Below are 16,364 nucleotides of genomic sequence, written 5' to 3'. Positions count from 1 at the left end.
AACTGGCCAAAATTGGCGTCTTTATGAGGATTTTGGTATGATAAAAGAAGAAACTAATGGAGACGAAAACCTATGAGAAAAAAGAAACGCAGACTTTCAAATTGGCTGAGCAATCTCTTTTTGCTTTTGCTGTTATTGATTGGTTTAGCATTGATTTTTAATAATCAAATCAAAAATTATTTTATTAAACAAACGGGTGAAGCTTACGCAGTCGGCACCATTGATCGCAGTGATGTGGAAAAAAATATGGAAGCGGAAGCGACCTTTGATTTTGATGCCGTGGAGCCGGCGAGTTCAGAAGCAGTCTTACGGGCGCAGCTGAGCAACAAAGCCTTGCCAGTGATCGGCGGCGTGGCGGTTCCTAGTGTGGGGATCAATCTGCCGATTTTTAAAGGCTTGGCCAACGAGGCCTTGCTGTATGGTGCTGGTACGTTAAGTCCCACCCAAAAAATGGGGGAAGGCAATTACGCACTAGCCAGCCATCGCGCTCAATCGCCAGAGCTTTTGTTTACGCCATTGGATGATGTCGCCATCGGAGCGGCTATCTATGTGACCGATCTGGAAAATATTTACACGTATACCGCGACTTCTTCTGTGCGGGTCGACCCGACCGATGTCTATTTGCTTGACGAAGTGGAAGGCCGTAAAATGATCACGCTGATCACCTGTGGCGAAATGGGCGGTGTCACCCGTCGTGTGATCCAAGGTGATCTGGAATCTGTAACGCCTGTCGACGAAGCAACGGATGAGATGCTGGCGGCATTCAACATGGCACAACGAACATTTTAATCAAAAGAATAGCTCGAGTGGTACGGCAGCTGGCGTGTCATTCGTCTATTCTTTTTTGCTTGAGGAGGCGTCTTGATGAAAGTGAAAAAACTGACTTCGATCGATTTTCTTGCACAAAGGGCAGGATTTCAAGAAAGCCGACTCGTCTTTTCCTTTTTTGAGTCGCATTCAAAAGCGCGACGAGCCTTTCTAGCCGATATAGCGCAGCAGGGCTGGCAGATCGACAGCCGTTACGGACGTTTTTACCTTGCTGGGCAGTTTGATTTTGACCAAAAGACACTGACTATCACCAATCTGCTGGTGGAAGCAGCCGCCGATTTTACTTGGAAACAACTGCTAGCCGTGACAGAAAGCTTTGCTCGCAGTCGTTTTGTAGCAGCTGTCTTGTGGCAACTTCCTCATCGGCCCCCCTTGGCTGAGTGGTTTATCCAGCAAGGGTATCAGTTGGTCCCTCAAGGGTATCAAAAAGCGCTAGCTTATCAGACGGCGCTGGTTTTAGGCGGTGGCGGTGCCCACGGGGCGTATCAAATCGGTGTTTGGCAAGCGCTGCAAGAACGAGGCATCACCTTTGAATGGATCACGGGAACTTCCGTCGGTGCCTTGAATGGCGCCTTGATTTTAATGAACGATGTGGAAGCGGCCGTCGATTTATGGGCAAATATCTCTAACGAGCAAGTATTGCACTATCCGCTTGCTTCGGTACGTGCCCAAACACTGCGAGATTTGATGAATCAAGCCAATTCGCTGGTCCGCGAAGCGGTCAAAAGCAACGGTGCCAGTACCGAACCGTTGGCAAAGCTTTTGCAAAAGACCTTTGATCAAGAAAAATTCAGCCAAACTGCTTGTCGTTTGCTGATCTGTACGACTCGTCTGCCCGATTTCAAGGAGACGGTTTATGCCTTTGATCCATCCGCAGTAGAGGAAAACCTGCATTGGCTGTTGGCATCCGCTTCATTTTATCCAGCGATGCAGGCGCAAAAAATTAACGACGCTTATTACATCGATGGCGGCTATCGCAACAACCTGCCCATCGATGTCGCTGTCCAGCAAGGGGCAACGGAATGTATCACCGTGGATGTCCAAGGACCTGGCATCAATAAAAGGACGATTGTGACGGAAGAAACTGCGCAGCTTTCGTTGGGGTCTCCTTGGTCCTTAGGCAGCTTTTTGGTTTTTGATGCCCAGCGTTCGCTGGATAATATGACCTTAGGCTATTTGGAAACCTTGAAAGTGTTCGGCAAATACCAAGGCCATTGGTATACCTTTGAAAGGACGGTTGATTTTCAGCCGTTATGGCGGGGCTTTTTGAAAGAGCTGCGCCAGACAGACCCGCTGCTTTATCAGGAACTAAAGAAAAAAGAATTTTGGAAAAAAATGCGTAAATTCTATCAACAGGATGTGCCATTTGAGCAGTGGGGGCGTATACTGATAGAGTGTACCGCGAAAGTATTGTATCTAGCGCCTACAGTGATTTATGAGCAGGAAACGATTCTAACGGCTTTAGCTGAAAAAATTGCGCTAAAGGCAGTGGAAGAAGCCGATGCCTGGTCGATCACCGAGTGGCTGAGCTATTATCGCGACCGTTTTTTTGTCTTGTCCGAGCAAAACCGCTTTTTCTTTTTTTATCGGACGCAGCAATTGAATCTGCCCGCCCTTCAGCAGATTCGTCGGCGTTACCCACTGACTGCTTTAATGGCAGCGTATAGTCACTATCTTTTGAAAGGAGCAGAAAATGGATAAATTTTCGTATGAAATCGTTGAAGAGATCGCCGTGCTTTCGGAAAATCAAAGAGGCTGGCGCAAAGAATTGAATTTGGTGAGCTGGAATGGGCGCCCGCCAAAATTTGATCTGAGAGATTGGGGCCCAGAGCACGAGAAGATGGGCAAAGGCGTGACCTTATCCAATGAAGAATTTGCAGAACTTAAAAAAGCCCTGCTTTCCATGTAAGAAAGCAAAACGGTGAGGAGTGATCAAATGAAAAGTATGACTGGTTTTGGCAAAGGCAGTGCAGAAACGCCAGATGTGCAGATCGAAATTGAGATCAAAAGTGTCAATCAGCGCTTTTTGGACCTGCAGCTGCGAATGCCCAAACAATTGAATCCTCTAGAAGGTGCTTTACGGCAGTCGATCAAGCAGACCCTCCAGCGAGGACGAATCGAATTGTATGTGACGTTAAAAGAAAAAACCACAAATACGAAACAGATCGAGATCCAATGGGACTTGCTGGAACGTTTCATGCAGGAGATCGATACCGAAGCCAAAGACCGTTTTGACCTAGCAGAGCTGCCAAAAGCAGCATTGCTGGAACAATTCCTGCTCCATGAGGCCTTTCTAACGATCTCTGATCAAGAGCCAGAAGAAAGCACCTTGGCCGATGGCGTGATGGAAGCATTAGATCAAGCGCTGGCAGCGATCGATCAAAGCCGCTGGGTGGAAGGGCAAGGTATTCTGCAGATCTTGCAAGAAAACCAGCGACAGCTGCAGGAAAAGCTGACAGAACTCAAACAATTCGTGGCCCTCTATGAGGCGGACTACCAAGAACGCTTTGAAAAGAAACTGACTGCTTATTTAGGGGAAGAAGTCGATCGCGATCGTTTACTGACAGAGTTGGCGATTTTATTAGAACGCGGCGATATCCACGAAGAACTGGATCGTTTAAGTATCCATTTAACGACGATGACGGAGCTGCTGGCAGCTGAGACACCGATAGGTCGAGAGCTGGATTTCTTGATCCAAGAGATGAACCGAGAAGTCAATACGATTGGCTCAAAATCAAGTCCGATCCAAATCAAAAACAGTGTCGTCCAAATGAAGACGATCATTGAAAAAATCAGAGAACAAGTTCAAAACATCGAGTAGGAGGAATGAACCAATGAAATATTACGATATCACCTTTCACGAACTAAGCGGAAAAAATGTCATCAAGCGCAGTATTCCTTCTGACAAAGAGAATTTCTCTGCGTGGGAAGATGCTTGCGTAGCCATCGAGCCAGATTTTCTCCATCTATTAGTTGATGGCGTAGCTGTTTCTTTAAATCGGCGGTACATCGTACGTATCGATTGCCAAGAAGTGACGGATCCTACTGAAAAAGCGATCACCGCTAAAGACGAATTGGCAGGGGTCATCAATACTTTAAGCAACATGGGCTTTTAAGAACGCGGCCGAAGTGTAGACTAGCAATTTCATGAAATTCCCATTATAATAAAGTAGTTCTTGAAAGTTGCTGAAAAAAAGTGCAAAATAGACGTTAAGCAAATGTCAGTGAAAGGACGTCATTATGTCAGAGCGAGGATTACTTATAGTTTTATCAGGACCTTCCGGAGTAGGGAAAGGGACCGTGCGCAAAGCAATTTTTGAGAGTGACGACAACGATTTTCAATATTCCGTTTCAATGACCACTCGTCAAAAACGCGAGGGGGAAGTGGAAGGGGTCGATTACTATTTCCGCACGCGTGAAGAATTTGAAGCCTTGATCGAAGCCGGTGAAATGCTGGAATACGCCGAATATGTCGGCAATTATTATGGAACCCCATTATCTTATGTCCAACAGACACTGGATCAAGGAAAAGATGTGTTTTTAGAGATCGAAGTGCAAGGGGCAAAACAAGTAAAAGACAAAGTTCCCGATGGTGTGTTTATTTTTCTGACGCCACCTGATCTGGCAGAATTACGCTCTCGTATTACAGGAAGAGGAACCGACTCTGCCGAAGTGATCGATGAACGGATGCGTGTCGCCCGTGAAGAAATCGAAATGATGGCTTTATATGATTATGCCGTTGTCAATGATGAAGTACCTAAGGCAGTCCAACGAATTCGCGAAATTATTTCGAGTGAACATTTTCGCGTTGACCGAGTGATCGGAACCTATATCAAAATGTTAGAGGAGCTGTAAGAAATATGATGTTAAAACCTTCAATCGATTCTTTGTTGGATCGTGTCAATTCAAAATATTCATTAGTGATCTTAGCAAGCAAACGGGCGCATGAACTTGACGCCGGTGCGCAAGCAACACTAGAAAACTTTGATTCAGTGAAAAGCGTGGGTCAAGCACTTGAAGAAATCGAAGCGGAATTAGTCGTTAATGATCCGCATCCAGAAATCAAGCGCGCCCGCTTGAAAATGGAACAAGAAGAGCGCAAAGCGCAAAAAGACCAAGAACAAAAAGAATTAGAAGCGCGTATCCGCGACGAACAAAAGCTATAGACAAAAGCAAGCTAGAGCACGCCTGTGTTCTGGCTTTTTCTTTTGAATGATGATGGTTAAATTTTTGTAAGGGGTACAGACAAACCCCCACCCATTTAGTAAAATAGAACCTAAAAGGAGGAGAAGAAATGGCGTACATAGCAGAAGTGATCGTGGATGTTCCCACGATGCAGACCGATCAGCCTTTTACCTATCTGATCCCATCAGAATTACAAGCCGCCATTGAGACAGGGATGCGAGTCGAAGTGCCATTTGGCAAGGGCGACCGCCATATCCAGGGGTTCGTCGTCGGCCTTTCAGAAGTTGCCGAACCGCAGCAGACCTTAAAACCAATCGTTCGTTTGTTGGATTTGTCGCCTGTCGTCAATGAAGAACTTCTCCAATTAGCCGACTACATGAAGGAAACGACCTTTGCCTTTAAGATCACTTGCTTGCAGACGATGCTGCCTAGTGTGATGAAAGCCGAGTACCAAAAGCAGATCGTTTTGCTGGAAGGAAATCATCCCATCAAAGAATATTTTCCCGAAAACGGCATCCTCAGCTGGCAAGACGCCGAAAGTGCAGGGCTGTTGCCGCAGTTGAAGCCTTTGCGGGAAGCCGCAGTAGTTGAATTGCAGTATCTCGTGAAAAATAAAAACAAAGCGAAAATGACCCGTTACATTGAACGCAAGATCGATCCAGCAGAAATCCCCGCCGTCCAGCAACAGCTGCGCAAAGGGGCCAAACGCAAGCTGGAAATCTTACAGATTTTGACAGAGGAAGCCCGCTTGCCGGTTTCCTTTTTTACCGAACAAGGGATTTCCACCGCGGCTTTGAACCAAGCGCAAGAAGCTGGTTGGCTGACCTTTACGGAAGTTGAAGCCTACCGTGATCCTTACAAAGACCGTCAATTTCAAAAAACGGTCCCGCTTGAATTAAATGAAGAACAGGCAGCTGCAGTAGCGCAAATCACTGCTTGTGCGGATAACCAAGAGGCACAGACTTTTTTACTGGAAGGGATCACCGGTAGTGGAAAAACAGAAGTCTATCTGCAAGCGATCGCCCAATTGCTGAAACAAGGCAAAACCGCGATCATGCTCGTGCCAGAGATCGCGTTGACCCCGCAAATGGTCGAACGCTTTAAAAGCCGTCTCGGCGACGCAGTGGCTGTTTTACACAGCGGCTTGTCCCAAGGTGAAAAATACGATGAATGGCGTAAGATCGAACGTGGGGAGGCGCAGGTGGTGGTTGGCGCCCGCTCGGCGATTTTTGCTCCGTTGAAAAACATCGGGGTCATCATCGTCGATGAGGAGCACGAAGCCTCCTACAAGCAAGATGAAGCCCCTCGTTACCATGCGAGAGATTTAGCGATTTGGCGCAGCCAGTACCATCACTGTCCAGTGGTGTTAGGCAGTGCGACGCCGTCATTGGAATCTCGTGCTCGGGCGCAAAAAGAAGTCTACCGCTTATTGAAATTGAATCAACGGGCAAAAACCAGTGCGCAATTACCGCAGATCGAAGTCGTGGATATGCGTACCGAATTTGCCAATAAAAAGTATCAAACCTTTTCTCGTCCGTTACAGGAAAAAATTACAGACCGCTTGGCCCGCAAAGAACAGATCGTCTTGCTGCTGAATCGGCGCGGCTACTCTTCCTTCGTGATGTGCCGCGATTGTGGGTATGTTTTGCCTTGCCCAAATTGCGACATCTCCTTGACGCTGCATATGGATACCAAAACGATGCGCTGTCATTATTGCGGACATGAAGAACACATCCCCCATCGTTGCCCCAACTGCAATGCAGACAAGATTCGGTATTACGGAACGGGCACGCAAAAAGTGGAAGAAGAGTTGAAGGAACTGTTTCCCGAAGCGCGGGTCTTACGGATGGATGTCGATACCACCCGCAAAAAAGGCGCCCATGAAAAAATCTTGACCTTGTTTGGGGAGAAAAAAGCGGATATTTTGTTAGGGACTCAAATGATCGCCAAAGGCTTGGATTTCCCTGATATCACACTGGTAGGGGTCTTGAATGCCGATACCGCCTTGAATTTGCCAGATTTTCGTTCGAGTGAACGGACGTTCCAGCTGTTGACTCAGGTCAGTGGTCGGGCAGGTCGGGCAGAAAAAACCGGCGAAGTGGTGATTCAAACATTCAACCCTGAGCACTACGCTATCCAATTGGCGCAGTCGCAAGATTACGAAGATTTCTATCAAAAAGAGATGTGGATGCGGCACCAAAGCGGCTATCCACCGTATTATTTCACCGTCAAAATCACCTGCAGTCATCCCGAAGAGCAAGTCGCAGCTCAGAAGATGTTTGCGATCGCGCGGGATCTGCAGCAGGAGCTGTCACCACAAAGTATTTTGTTGGGTCCGGCACCCAGTGCGATTTTACGGGTGAAAAACCGTTATTACTACCAATTGATCATTAAATACAAAAATGAACCGCAGCTACCTGCTTTGTTGACCCGTCTGTTGGATCAAAGTCAAATCGATCAGCGCAAAGGATTGTACGTGTCGATTGACCAAGAGCCGTTGAATTTTATTTAGAGGAGAAAATATGCGTTATCCTATTATTATCACCCCCGATGAACGTCTTCGTCGGCAAGCAAAACCCGTCAAAGTAATTACCGATGAGCTCGTTCAGCTACTAGACGACCTTTATGAAACGATGGTCGCCCACGACGGGATCGGTATTGCCGCACCGCAAGTCGGCAAAAACCTGCAAGTGGCGATCGTGGAAGTCGAAGAAGACGACCGCTTTGAAATGATCAACCCTGAGATCATCGCTTCTTCTGGTGAATCCCTTGATGTGGAAGGCTGCTTGAGTATTCCCCACACCTTTGGGACCGTCAAACGAGCAGACGAGATCACTGTCCGCTATTTCGACCGAGAAGGAGAGGAAATGGAAGTGGAAGCATTCGGCTACTTGGCGCGTGCGATGCAGCATGAGATCGATCATTTAAATGGCGTGCTGTTTGTCGACAAGCTCGTCGAACGCATTCCTGAAGAAGACTTAGAAAAGTATATGGAGGAACATGAAAATGACTAAAATCGTCTTTATGGGTACCCCGGCGTTTTCCGTCCCAATTTTAGAAGGCTTGCTTGAAGCTGGCTATGAAGTGGCAGCAGTGGTGACCCAGCCGGATCGTCCCGTCGGTCGCAAAAAAACCATCACTCCGACCCCCGTTAAAGAAGCGGCGATGAAGCATGGCTTGTTGGTTTTACAACCAGAAAAAATCAGTGGGTCACCAGAAATGGAGCAGATTCAAGCTTTAGCACCTGATCTGCTGATCACGGCAGCTTTCGGCCAATTTTTACCTAGTGCGTTACTAGAAGTACCAAAGCATGGCGCTATCAACGTTCATGCGTCCCTACTGCCGAAATACCGTGGCGGAGCACCTGTGCATTATGCCATTATGGAAGGGGAGCAAGAAACGGGTGTAACCATCATGGAAATGATCAAAAAAATGGATGCTGGCGGTATTTTTGCTCAAGCTCGTTTGCCGATCACGGCCCAAGATGATGTGGGGACGATGTTTGATAAGTTGAGCCTATTAGGCAAAGACTTGCTGCTGGAAACTGTGCCGAAAATCTTGTCGGGAGAGCTGCAGCCTGTCCCGCAAGAAGAAGCAAAAGTCACCTTTTCACCAAATATCAGCCGTGAACAAGAAGCCATCGACTGGCAGAAAACGGCGGTGCAAATCGATGCCCAAGTCCGAGGCATGCGACCATGGCCGATCGCCTTTACGACACAAAATGGCAACCGCTGGAAACTTTGGCAAGTAACACCGCTGGAGCAAACGACGACAGCCCAGCCAGGAACGATCATTGAACGGACGAAAAAAACGTTGCTGATCGCTTGTGGGGAAGGCACGGTATTGGCTATCGATGAATTGCAGCCAGCTGGAAAAGGCCGACAAGACATTGCTGCATTCTTAAACGGCAGTGGACAACAGATTCAAAAAGGGGATCAGGTAGGTACCTATGAAGCGTAATCTTGGAGACATACAATATACAGTGCGCTTTGTGGCACTAGAAGCGTTGTTGCGAATCGAAAAAGGCGGTGCTTATTCCAATCTACTGTTGCGGGAATTGATGAATCAAGGGCGTTTAAATGACAAAGACGGTCGCTTACTGACTGAATTGGTGTACGGCACCATCAGTCGTCAGCTTTTATTGGATTATTATTTGGATCGCTTTATTAAAAATGCCCGCAAAGTCGACCCGTGGGTCAAAACGCTGCTGCGGCTTTCCTTGTATCAGATGCTGTATCTCGATAAAGTACCCGCCCATGCCATCATTCATGAAGCCGTGGATATTGCGAAAGCCAAAGGCAATCCGGGAACTGGAAAATTCGTCAATGGCGTCCTGCGCACGATCCAACGACAAGGAGTGCCAGACTTGGCATTGATCAAAGACCCAATGGAACGTTTAGCAACGGAAATCAGTTTGCCCCTGTGGCTAACGAAGAAACTAGTCAAACAAATTGGGATCGAAGAAACCAGTGAGCTGGGCTATGCCCTATTTGAACCCAATCATGCCAGTGGTCGTATCGATCTGCAGCGCATCTCGCAAGCAGCAGCGATCGAACGGCTACAAGAAGAAGGCATCGACGCACGACCAAGTGAGCTTTCCCCCTATGGGGTTGTGGCTGACAAAGGCTTTATGGCGGGCTCGTCTCTCTACAAAGAAGGTTTACTGACGATCCAAGATGAAAGTTCGATGCTGGTTGCCCCCGTTTTACAAGTAGCCCGAGACCATCAAGTACTGGATGCCTGCGCAGCACCAGGAGGCAAAACGACCCATATCGCTGCCTTCTTGTCTGCCGCAGAGGGCGGCAAAGTGACAGCACTGGATATCCATGCCCATAAGGTTAAGCTGATTCAGCAAAATGCCCAACGTTTAGGCGTCGAAGCAGTTGTGGAGACCCGCGTGATGGATGCGCGGGAGACGGCTCAAACCTTTGCACCCGAACAATTTGATCGCATCTTAGTGGATGCCCCTTGTTCTGGATTAGGGTTGATGCGCCGTAAGCCGGACATCAAATACAGCAAGACGGAAGCCGATTTCCAACGCTTGCCGCAGATTCAGCGAGAGATTTTGGAAAGTGCCGCCCCAACCCTGAAAAAATCGGGTATAATGGTCTACAGCACATGCACGATTCTAGCGGAAGAAAATCAACAAGTCGTGGCAGCGTTTCTCGCTGACCATCCTGAATTTGAGCAAATGCCTCTTGCGGTAGGACCGCTGGCAGCCGAAGCGGTTCAAGAGGATATGTTGACGATCTATCCGCAAGATTTTATGACAGATGGCTTTTTTATCAGTTGTCTACGCAAAAAGTAACGAGGTGAAAGAAATTGGAGATTCGTTTTCAAACAGATGTCGGCAAACGTCGCAACACAAACCAAGATTTTGCAGCAACCTATGTAAATAAAGCCAATGTGACATTGGCCTTGCTTGCCGATGGCATGGGGGGCCACCGGGCCGGAGATGTCGCTAGCCGTCAAGCAGTCAGTGAGATCGGCACCGCTTGGGAACAGACAGAGCTGACAGACAGTGAAAAAACTGCCCAATGGCTGATCCAAAAAATCCAAGCGGAAAGCCAAGTGATTTTCCAAAAAGGACAAGAACAAGAAGAACTTAGCGGCATGGGCACCACGATCATTGCTGTGGCCTTATTAGGCGACCAGTTTACGATCGCCAATGTCGGGGACAGCCGTGCCTATCTTTTACGCAATCAAGTGCTGACTCAAATCACAGAGGACCATTCACTGGTCAATGAATTGGTGAAGTCGGGACAAATCACGGCAGAAATGGCCTTGAATCATCCTCGCAAAAACGTTTTGACCCGCTCGATCGGTATGCCAAGCGAAGTCGAAGTCGATGTGGCGATCCACTTTATTGCAGACGGGGATTATTTGCTGCTGTGTTCAGATGGATTGACCAACATGGTCTCAGATGAAGAGATCACAGCAACGATCCAAGAAAACCCTGTGCTGGAAGAAGCAGTGCAATCATTGATCGATCAAGCCAACGAACGCGGCGGTGTCGACAATATCACGGTATTATTGATTAAAGTTGGAGGAGAGCGCCCATGATCGAAATTGGGAAGAAGATAAACGGCCGATACAAAATCATCGGCAATATCGGCAGCGGCGGAATGGCAAATGTGTTTTTGGCGCATGACTTAATCTTAGACCGTGAAGTGGCAATCAAAGTGCTTCGTTTTGACTTCCAAAACGACCAAAGTGCGATTCGGCGCTTTCAACGAGAAGCCTTGGCGGCGACTGAGCTGGTTCATCCAAACATCGTAACCGTTTATGATGTCGGCGAAGAAGACGGCATGCAGTTTTTGGTGATGGAATATGTCAAAGGGATGGATCTCAAGCGCTATATCCAAACGCACTATCCCGTACCTTATTTGCAGATCGTTGATATCATCCAACAAATTTTATCAGCGGTGGCATTGGCCCATCAGCACCGCATCATTCACCGGGACCTAAAGCCCCAGAATGTGCTGATCAATGAAGACGGCGTGGTGAAAATCACCGATTTTGGGATCGCGATCGCCTTATCAGAAACATCGATCACCCAAACCAACTCGATGCTAGGCTCGGTGCATTATCTTTCACCAGAACAAGCACGAGGCAGTATGGCGACCAATCAATCAGATATTTATGCGATTGGGATTATCCTCTATGAAATTTTAACGGGCAAAGTACCCTTTGATGGCGAATCAGCCGTAACGATCGCCTTGAAACATTTCCAAGATGAGATCCCTTCGATTCGGATCTATGACAAAAATGTTCCGCAATCGCTGGAAAACGTCGTATTGAAGGCGACCGCCAAAGAACCGGCGGATCGGTACAAAACTGCCGATGAAATGCGAGCGGACCTTGATACCGTGTTGTCTCCTGACCGACTCAATGAACCGAGATGGGAACCTCATGCCCTGATGGATGAAACGAGAGTGCTGACTCCTTTGGAAGCAGCCCAAGTCGAAACGCCGCCAGTAGAAGAACCCGTAGAAGATAAGGTTGCGGATCAAGCTGAAGAACCAGCGCAGCCGAAAAAGAAAAAACGCAAACGGTGGCTGCTGCTGCCCATCATTATGGTGATCGCACTGCTAGGCATAGGCAGTTACTTCCTATTCGGCGGTGGTCGGGGAGATGTGGCAATTCCTGAAGTCAGTGGCCAGACAGAAGCAGCTGCCCGTGCCGAGCTGGAAGCTGCTGGTTTGCAAGTGGCAGACGAGGTAGAAGAAATTGAAGACGATGAAGTCGAAGCAGGCAATGTCGTCAAGACCGATCCGCCAGAAGGCAATGAAGTCAAAAAGAATTCCGTCGTGACTCTTTATATCAGCAGCGGAGCCAAGAGAATCACTCTTGATGATTATGAAGGTCGTTCCTTCGAAGAGGTGAAGGAAGAACTGATTGATCTAGGCTTTGATGAAGACAATATCAAATCAGAATTAGAAGAATCTGATGATGTCAGTGAAGGGGACATCATTAGTCAGTCACCTGCGGCTGGACGTGAGATTTCGCCAGTTGATGGTGAAATTACCTTTAAAGTTAGTTCGGGACCAGATACCTTTGAAATGCTCAACCTTATTGGACTAACGGAGGCAGAGGCTCGTGCAGAATTGACCTCTCGAGGAGTCGATGTAGCGCGGATCATTAGCACGCCTCAGACGAGTGATGAACCGGAGGGCACAGTTGTTGGGCAAACGCCTAATAGTGGCGAGGCTGTCGTAACATCAAAAACTGCAATCACGCTATTCATTAGTAGTGGTCCTCAAATGACAAATGTGCCGACTGTGATCGGACTTACGCAATCAGAAGCCGAAGCAGCAGTCCGTCGTGCAGGATTAACACCGAATACTAACCGCGAATACGATGATAGTGTTCCTGAAGGTCAAGTGATCTCCGTATCACCTGAGGAAGGTTCTTCAGTCGTTGCCGGTTCGCAAGTAACGTTAACGATCTCAAGAGGACCAGAGCAAGATTCTTCTTCAACTACCCAAAGCAGTAGTTCAGATGACTCCTCGGATTCAACGGCTACGAGCGAAAGCAGTTCCGAAAGTGATTAGAAACTAGCTAAAACCCAATATTTTAACCAAGCAGCCTTCGGGGACCAAAGAATTTTCTTTTTGTTCCCCGATGAGTTGCTTGTTTCTTTTTGTAGCTAAAAAAGCTGAAGCGAGGGATAAGTGTCTTTAAAATTTCCTTTAGACCTTCCTTTTGTGCAAGCGTACATCTTTCCAAGGATTCAAAAATTGGGTATAATGAAGGTCAGAATTAGTCAAGGGAGGGAATGAATTGAGTCATCACAACACTTCCGATTTGATTGAAGCATATTTGAAGAAAATTCTTGAAGACAGTGAAACCATTGAGATTCGTCGCGCAGAAATGGCAAATTTGTTCAACTGCGTGCCCTCACAAATAAATTACGTGATCAATACCCGCTTTACCGTTCAAAGAGGCTATGCGGTTGAAAGTAAACGCGGCGGGGGCGGCTATATTCGGATCGAGAAAGTCAAAATTACTGACAGCCACCACTATTTAAAAGAAATGAATCAACTATTCGATGAAACCATCTCGGAAAAAGATGCGTATGCAATAATCCAGAAACTTTATGAGGAAGGAATCCTGTCCAAGCGAGAAGGCAATTTATTGTTGACCGTCATCGCGAAAGCAGTTCTAGGACGTTCTCCTTATGAAAATAGAACACGAGCAGATTTGCTCCATGCAATTCTAGAACGATTAAGTTACGAAGACAGGAAGTGAAAGAGATGGATGAATTATTCACCCAACGCGCGAAAGCCGTTTTGGCTATCGCCCAAGAAGAAGCAAAATACTTTAAGCACCAAGCGGTAGGTTCTGAACATATTCTATTGGCACTGGTCATTGAACAAAACGGGATCGCTGGCAAAACGTTACGGGAAATGAATATCACAGAAAACGATATTCGTGAAGAAATCGAACATTTAACAGGGTACGGCACCGTTCGTCAATACCCAGAAAACGCCTATCTCGCGTATTCACCACGAGCAAAACATACATTTGCTTATGCAGGGGATGAAGCCAAGCGTTTAGGGGCACCACAGATCGGTACCGAACATCTATTATTAGGCTTATTAAGAGACGAAGACATTTTGGCTTCACGAATCATGCTGAATCTCGGCTTGAGTCTCGCGAAAATGCGTCAGCTTTTGAAGAAAAAAATGGGCTTCAATGAAAGCAAAACCAACGGAAGTGCTGGTCGTCGTCGTCCAGCCCAAGCCAAAGCGCAGCAAGGAACACCGACCTTGGATTCCTTAGCCCGTGATTTGACCAAATTAGCCCGTGAAAAACGGCTAGATCCTGTTGTCGGTCGTGCCAAAGAAGTCAAACGGCTGATCCAGATCCTTAGCCGTCGGACCAAAAACAACCCTGTTCTCGTTGGGGAACCTGGTGTTGGGAAAACCGCGATCGCCGAAGGCTTAGCCCAAAAAATCATCAATGGGGAAGTCCCAGAAGACATGCAAAACAAACGTTTGATGATGCTGGACATGGGGGCTTTAGTTGCTGGAACGAAATACCGTGGAGAATTTGAGGACCGAATGAAAAAAATCATCGATGAGATCTATCAAGATGGTCAAATCATCTTATTCATTGATGAATTGCATACACTGATTGGGGCCGGCGGAGCCGAAGGGGCGATTGATGCCTCGAATATCCTGAAACCAGCCTTAGCCCGTGGAGAATTGCAAACTATCGGTGCCACGACATTAGATGAGTACCAAAAATACATTGAAAAAGATTCTGCGTTAGAACGCCGTTTTGCCCGAGTGCAAGTCGACGAACCAACACCAGAAGAAGCGGAAGAAATTTTACGGGGCTTGCGTCCTCGTTATGAAGAACATCATGGGGTGGAAATTTCTGATGATGCGTTACACGCCGCTGTGCAATTGTCCGTACGTTACATCAATTCGCGCCAATTACCAGATAAAGCCATCGATTTGATGGATGAATCAGCAGCCAAAGTGCGTCTAGACAAAACCGATGAAAGTTCGGAATTGGCAGATCTACAAAACGAGATCGCTAACTTGATCGAAGAAAAAGAAGCAGCCATTCGCCAGCAAGATTTTGAAGCAGCAGCTCGTCTGCGGATCAAGGAAAAGAAATTGACCCAACAACTGACGGAAGTGGCGTTTATGGAAGTCAAAGAAGCGTCAGGCTATGCCGATAGTGTTACTGCAGAAGATGTTGCTACGGTCGTTTCCCAATGGACTGGTGTACCTTTGCAACAGATGGAGAAAAAAGAAAGCGAACGCTTGTTGGATCTTGAAAAGATCTTGCATCAACGGGTAGTTGGCCAAGAAGAAGCGGTCAAAGCAGTCGCTCGTTCAATCCGTCGCGCCCGCAGTGGGTTGAAAGACCCCAACCGTCCAATTGGTTCCTTCATGTTCTTAGGCCCGACTGGTGTCGGGAAAACCGAGCTTGCTAAAGCCTTAGCGGAAGCGATGTTTGGTAGTGAAGATGCCTTGGTTCGTGTCGATATGTCCGAATTTATGGAAAAATACAGCACGAGCCGTTTGATCGGTTCACCGCCAGGCTATGTCGGCTATGATGAAGGTGGGCAATTGACGGAAAAAATCCGTTCAAAACCTTACTCCGTCATCTTATTGGACGAGGTGGAAAAAGCCCATCCCGATGTCTTCAATATCCTCTTGCAAGTGCTAGATGATGGTCATTTGACGGATGCCAAAGGTCGGAAGGTCGATTTCCGCAACACGATTTTGATCATGACCTCTAATATCGGTGCCCAACAAATCCGCGAAGAAAAAAGCGTTGGATTCAATGTCACTGATTTAACGAAAGATCACCAAGCGATGCAAAAACGGATCTTAGAAGAGCTGAAAAAAGCCTTCCGTCCAGAGTTCTTGAACCGTGTGGATGAAACAGTGGTCTTCCAATCCTTAGGTGAAGGGGAGATCCACGAAATCGTGAAGATTATGAGCAAAGCGATCATCAAACGGTTAAGCAACCAAGACATCCAATTGAAGATCACGCCATCTGCCATCGATGTGATCGGTAAAGCTGGTTTTGATCCAGAATATGGGGCACGGCCGATTCGTCGAGCATTGCAAAAAGAAGTCGAAGACCGTTTAAGTGAAGCACTCCTATCAGGACAAATTCATTTAGGTGACAAAGTGACGATTGGTGCTTCCAAAGGATCGATCACTCTCAATGTCAAAGAGGGACAAGCACGGGTCTTGCAACAAGTTTAAGTCGAGCCAATAACGGCAGCGGCGTTTCTATGGTCGAGTAATCGGCACCCATAGAAACGTCGCTTTTTTGTCTTGCTATGTCTAGTAGTGATCAAGTGATCTCTATTAATTATG

The 16,364-nt window shown here is 47.2% G+C and carries 15 protein-coding genes; all 15 read left to right on the top strand.

The features are described 5' to 3' along the window. Positions 1-72: 72 nt before the first annotated feature. The 15 genes from ACTW1R_RS16365 (at position 73) to ACTW1R_RS16295 (ending at position 16,250) form a co-directional block, all read left to right on the top strand. Positions 73-789, top strand: coding sequence for a class A sortase (locus ACTW1R_RS16365; protein WP_005230283.1), 717 nt, complete (start codon positions 73-75; stop codon positions 787-789). 75 nt (positions 790-864) lie between these two features. After that, positions 865-2,529, top strand: coding sequence for a patatin-like phospholipase family protein (locus tag ACTW1R_RS16360; RefSeq protein ID WP_087626669.1), 1,665 nt, complete (start codon positions 865-867; stop codon positions 2,527-2,529). Further along, positions 2,522-2,737, top strand: a complete 216-nt coding sequence (locus ACTW1R_RS16355) for a YdbC family protein (RefSeq protein WP_005230288.1) — start codon at positions 2,522-2,524, stop codon at positions 2,735-2,737. Before ACTW1R_RS16360 ends, ACTW1R_RS16355 begins: the two co-directional genes overlap by 8 nt. A 27-nt stretch (positions 2,738-2,764) precedes the next feature. Further along, positions 2,765-3,649, top strand: a complete 885-nt coding sequence (locus ACTW1R_RS16350; RefSeq protein ID WP_010748861.1) for a YicC/YloC family endoribonuclease — start codon at positions 2,765-2,767, stop codon at positions 3,647-3,649. Between the two features lie 13 nt (positions 3,650-3,662). Continuing rightward, positions 3,663-3,944 (top strand): hypothetical protein, encoded by a 282-nt coding sequence (locus tag ACTW1R_RS16345; protein WP_005230307.1) that lies wholly within the window; start codon positions 3,663-3,665, stop codon positions 3,942-3,944. Between the two features lie 124 nt (positions 3,945-4,068). Further along, on the top strand, positions 4,069-4,683 hold the full coding sequence (gmk, locus tag ACTW1R_RS16340) for a guanylate kinase (RefSeq protein WP_005230308.1): 615 nt from the start codon (positions 4,069-4,071) through the stop codon (positions 4,681-4,683). A gap of 5 nt (positions 4,684-4,688) precedes the next feature. Next, positions 4,689-4,994: a DNA-directed RNA polymerase subunit omega gene (gene rpoZ / locus ACTW1R_RS16335; protein WP_005232977.1), complete on the top strand. Its 306-nt coding sequence runs from the start codon at positions 4,689-4,691 to the stop codon at positions 4,992-4,994. 128 nt (positions 4,995-5,122) lie between these two features. Next, positions 5,123-7,525 (top strand): primosomal protein N', encoded by a 2,403-nt coding sequence (priA, locus tag ACTW1R_RS16330; RefSeq protein WP_087626668.1) that lies wholly within the window; start codon positions 5,123-5,125, stop codon positions 7,523-7,525. A gap of 10 nt (positions 7,526-7,535) precedes the next feature. Beyond that, positions 7,536-8,027, top strand: coding sequence for a peptide deformylase (gene def / locus ACTW1R_RS16325; protein WP_005230314.1), 492 nt, complete (start codon positions 7,536-7,538; stop codon positions 8,025-8,027). Next, positions 8,020-8,973: a methionyl-tRNA formyltransferase gene (gene fmt / locus ACTW1R_RS16320; RefSeq protein ID WP_010748863.1), complete on the top strand. Its 954-nt coding sequence runs from the start codon at positions 8,020-8,022 to the stop codon at positions 8,971-8,973. Before def ends, fmt begins: the two co-directional genes overlap by 8 nt. Continuing rightward, positions 8,963-10,321: a 16S rRNA (cytosine(967)-C(5))-methyltransferase RsmB gene (rsmB, locus tag ACTW1R_RS16315; protein ID WP_015510616.1), complete on the top strand. Its 1,359-nt coding sequence runs from the start codon at positions 8,963-8,965 to the stop codon at positions 10,319-10,321. The genes fmt and rsmB overlap by 11 nt, the downstream gene beginning before the upstream one ends. Positions 10,322-10,335: 14 nt before the next feature. Further along, positions 10,336-11,076, top strand: coding sequence for a Stp1/IreP family PP2C-type Ser/Thr phosphatase (locus ACTW1R_RS16310; RefSeq protein ID WP_074536310.1), 741 nt, complete (start codon positions 10,336-10,338; stop codon positions 11,074-11,076). Then, on the top strand, positions 11,073-13,067 hold the full coding sequence (gene pknB, locus ACTW1R_RS16305; protein WP_489927357.1) for a Stk1 family PASTA domain-containing Ser/Thr kinase: 1,995 nt from the start codon (positions 11,073-11,075) through the stop codon (positions 13,065-13,067). The genes ACTW1R_RS16310 and pknB overlap by 4 nt, the downstream gene beginning before the upstream one ends. Positions 13,068-13,296: 229 nt before the next feature. After that, positions 13,297-13,764 carry a CtsR family transcriptional regulator gene (locus ACTW1R_RS16300; RefSeq protein WP_005230319.1) on the top strand — a complete coding sequence of 156 codons (468 nt, stop codon included), beginning with the start codon at positions 13,297-13,299 and terminating at the stop codon, positions 13,762-13,764. Between the two features lie 5 nt (positions 13,765-13,769). Then, positions 13,770-16,250 (top strand): ATP-dependent Clp protease ATP-binding subunit, encoded by a 2,481-nt coding sequence (locus ACTW1R_RS16295; protein ID WP_010748867.1) that lies wholly within the window; start codon positions 13,770-13,772, stop codon positions 16,248-16,250. Positions 16,251-16,364: the final 114 nt, after the last annotated feature.

Source organism: Enterococcus sp. R12, from assembly GCF_058135755.1.
The sequence above is the reverse complement of the archived record's forward strand: the minus strand, read 5'-3'. Positions and strand labels throughout refer to the sequence as shown.

Excerpts from the sequence above, each read along its gene's own strand:
- ACTW1R_RS16365 (WP_005230283.1), top strand. The coding sequence starts at position 73 with ATGAGAAAAAAGAAACGCAGACTTTCAAATTGGCTGAGCAATCTCTTT.
- ACTW1R_RS16360 (WP_087626669.1), top strand. The coding sequence starts at position 865 with ATGAAAGTGAAAAAACTGACTTCGATCGATTTTCTTGCACAAAGGGCA.
- ACTW1R_RS16355 (WP_005230288.1), top strand. The coding sequence starts at position 2,522 with ATGGATAAATTTTCGTATGAAATCGTTGAAGAGATCGCCGTGCTTTCG.
- ACTW1R_RS16350 (WP_010748861.1), top strand. The coding sequence starts at position 2,765 with ATGAAAAGTATGACTGGTTTTGGCAAAGGCAGTGCAGAAACGCCAGAT.
- ACTW1R_RS16345 (WP_005230307.1), top strand. The coding sequence starts at position 3,663 with ATGAAATATTACGATATCACCTTTCACGAACTAAGCGGAAAAAATGTC.
- gmk (WP_005230308.1), top strand. The coding sequence starts at position 4,069 with ATGTCAGAGCGAGGATTACTTATAGTTTTATCAGGACCTTCCGGAGTA.
- rpoZ (WP_005232977.1), top strand. The coding sequence starts at position 4,689 with ATGATGTTAAAACCTTCAATCGATTCTTTGTTGGATCGTGTCAATTCA.
- priA (WP_087626668.1), top strand. The coding sequence starts at position 5,123 with ATGGCGTACATAGCAGAAGTGATCGTGGATGTTCCCACGATGCAGACC.
- def (WP_005230314.1), top strand. The coding sequence starts at position 7,536 with ATGCGTTATCCTATTATTATCACCCCCGATGAACGTCTTCGTCGGCAA.
- fmt (WP_010748863.1), top strand. The coding sequence starts at position 8,020 with ATGACTAAAATCGTCTTTATGGGTACCCCGGCGTTTTCCGTCCCAATT.
- rsmB (WP_015510616.1), top strand. The coding sequence starts at position 8,963 with ATGAAGCGTAATCTTGGAGACATACAATATACAGTGCGCTTTGTGGCA.
- pknB (WP_489927357.1), top strand. The coding sequence starts at position 11,073 with ATGATCGAAATTGGGAAGAAGATAAACGGCCGATACAAAATCATCGGC.
- ACTW1R_RS16295 (WP_010748867.1), top strand. The coding sequence starts at position 13,770 with ATGGATGAATTATTCACCCAACGCGCGAAAGCCGTTTTGGCTATCGCC.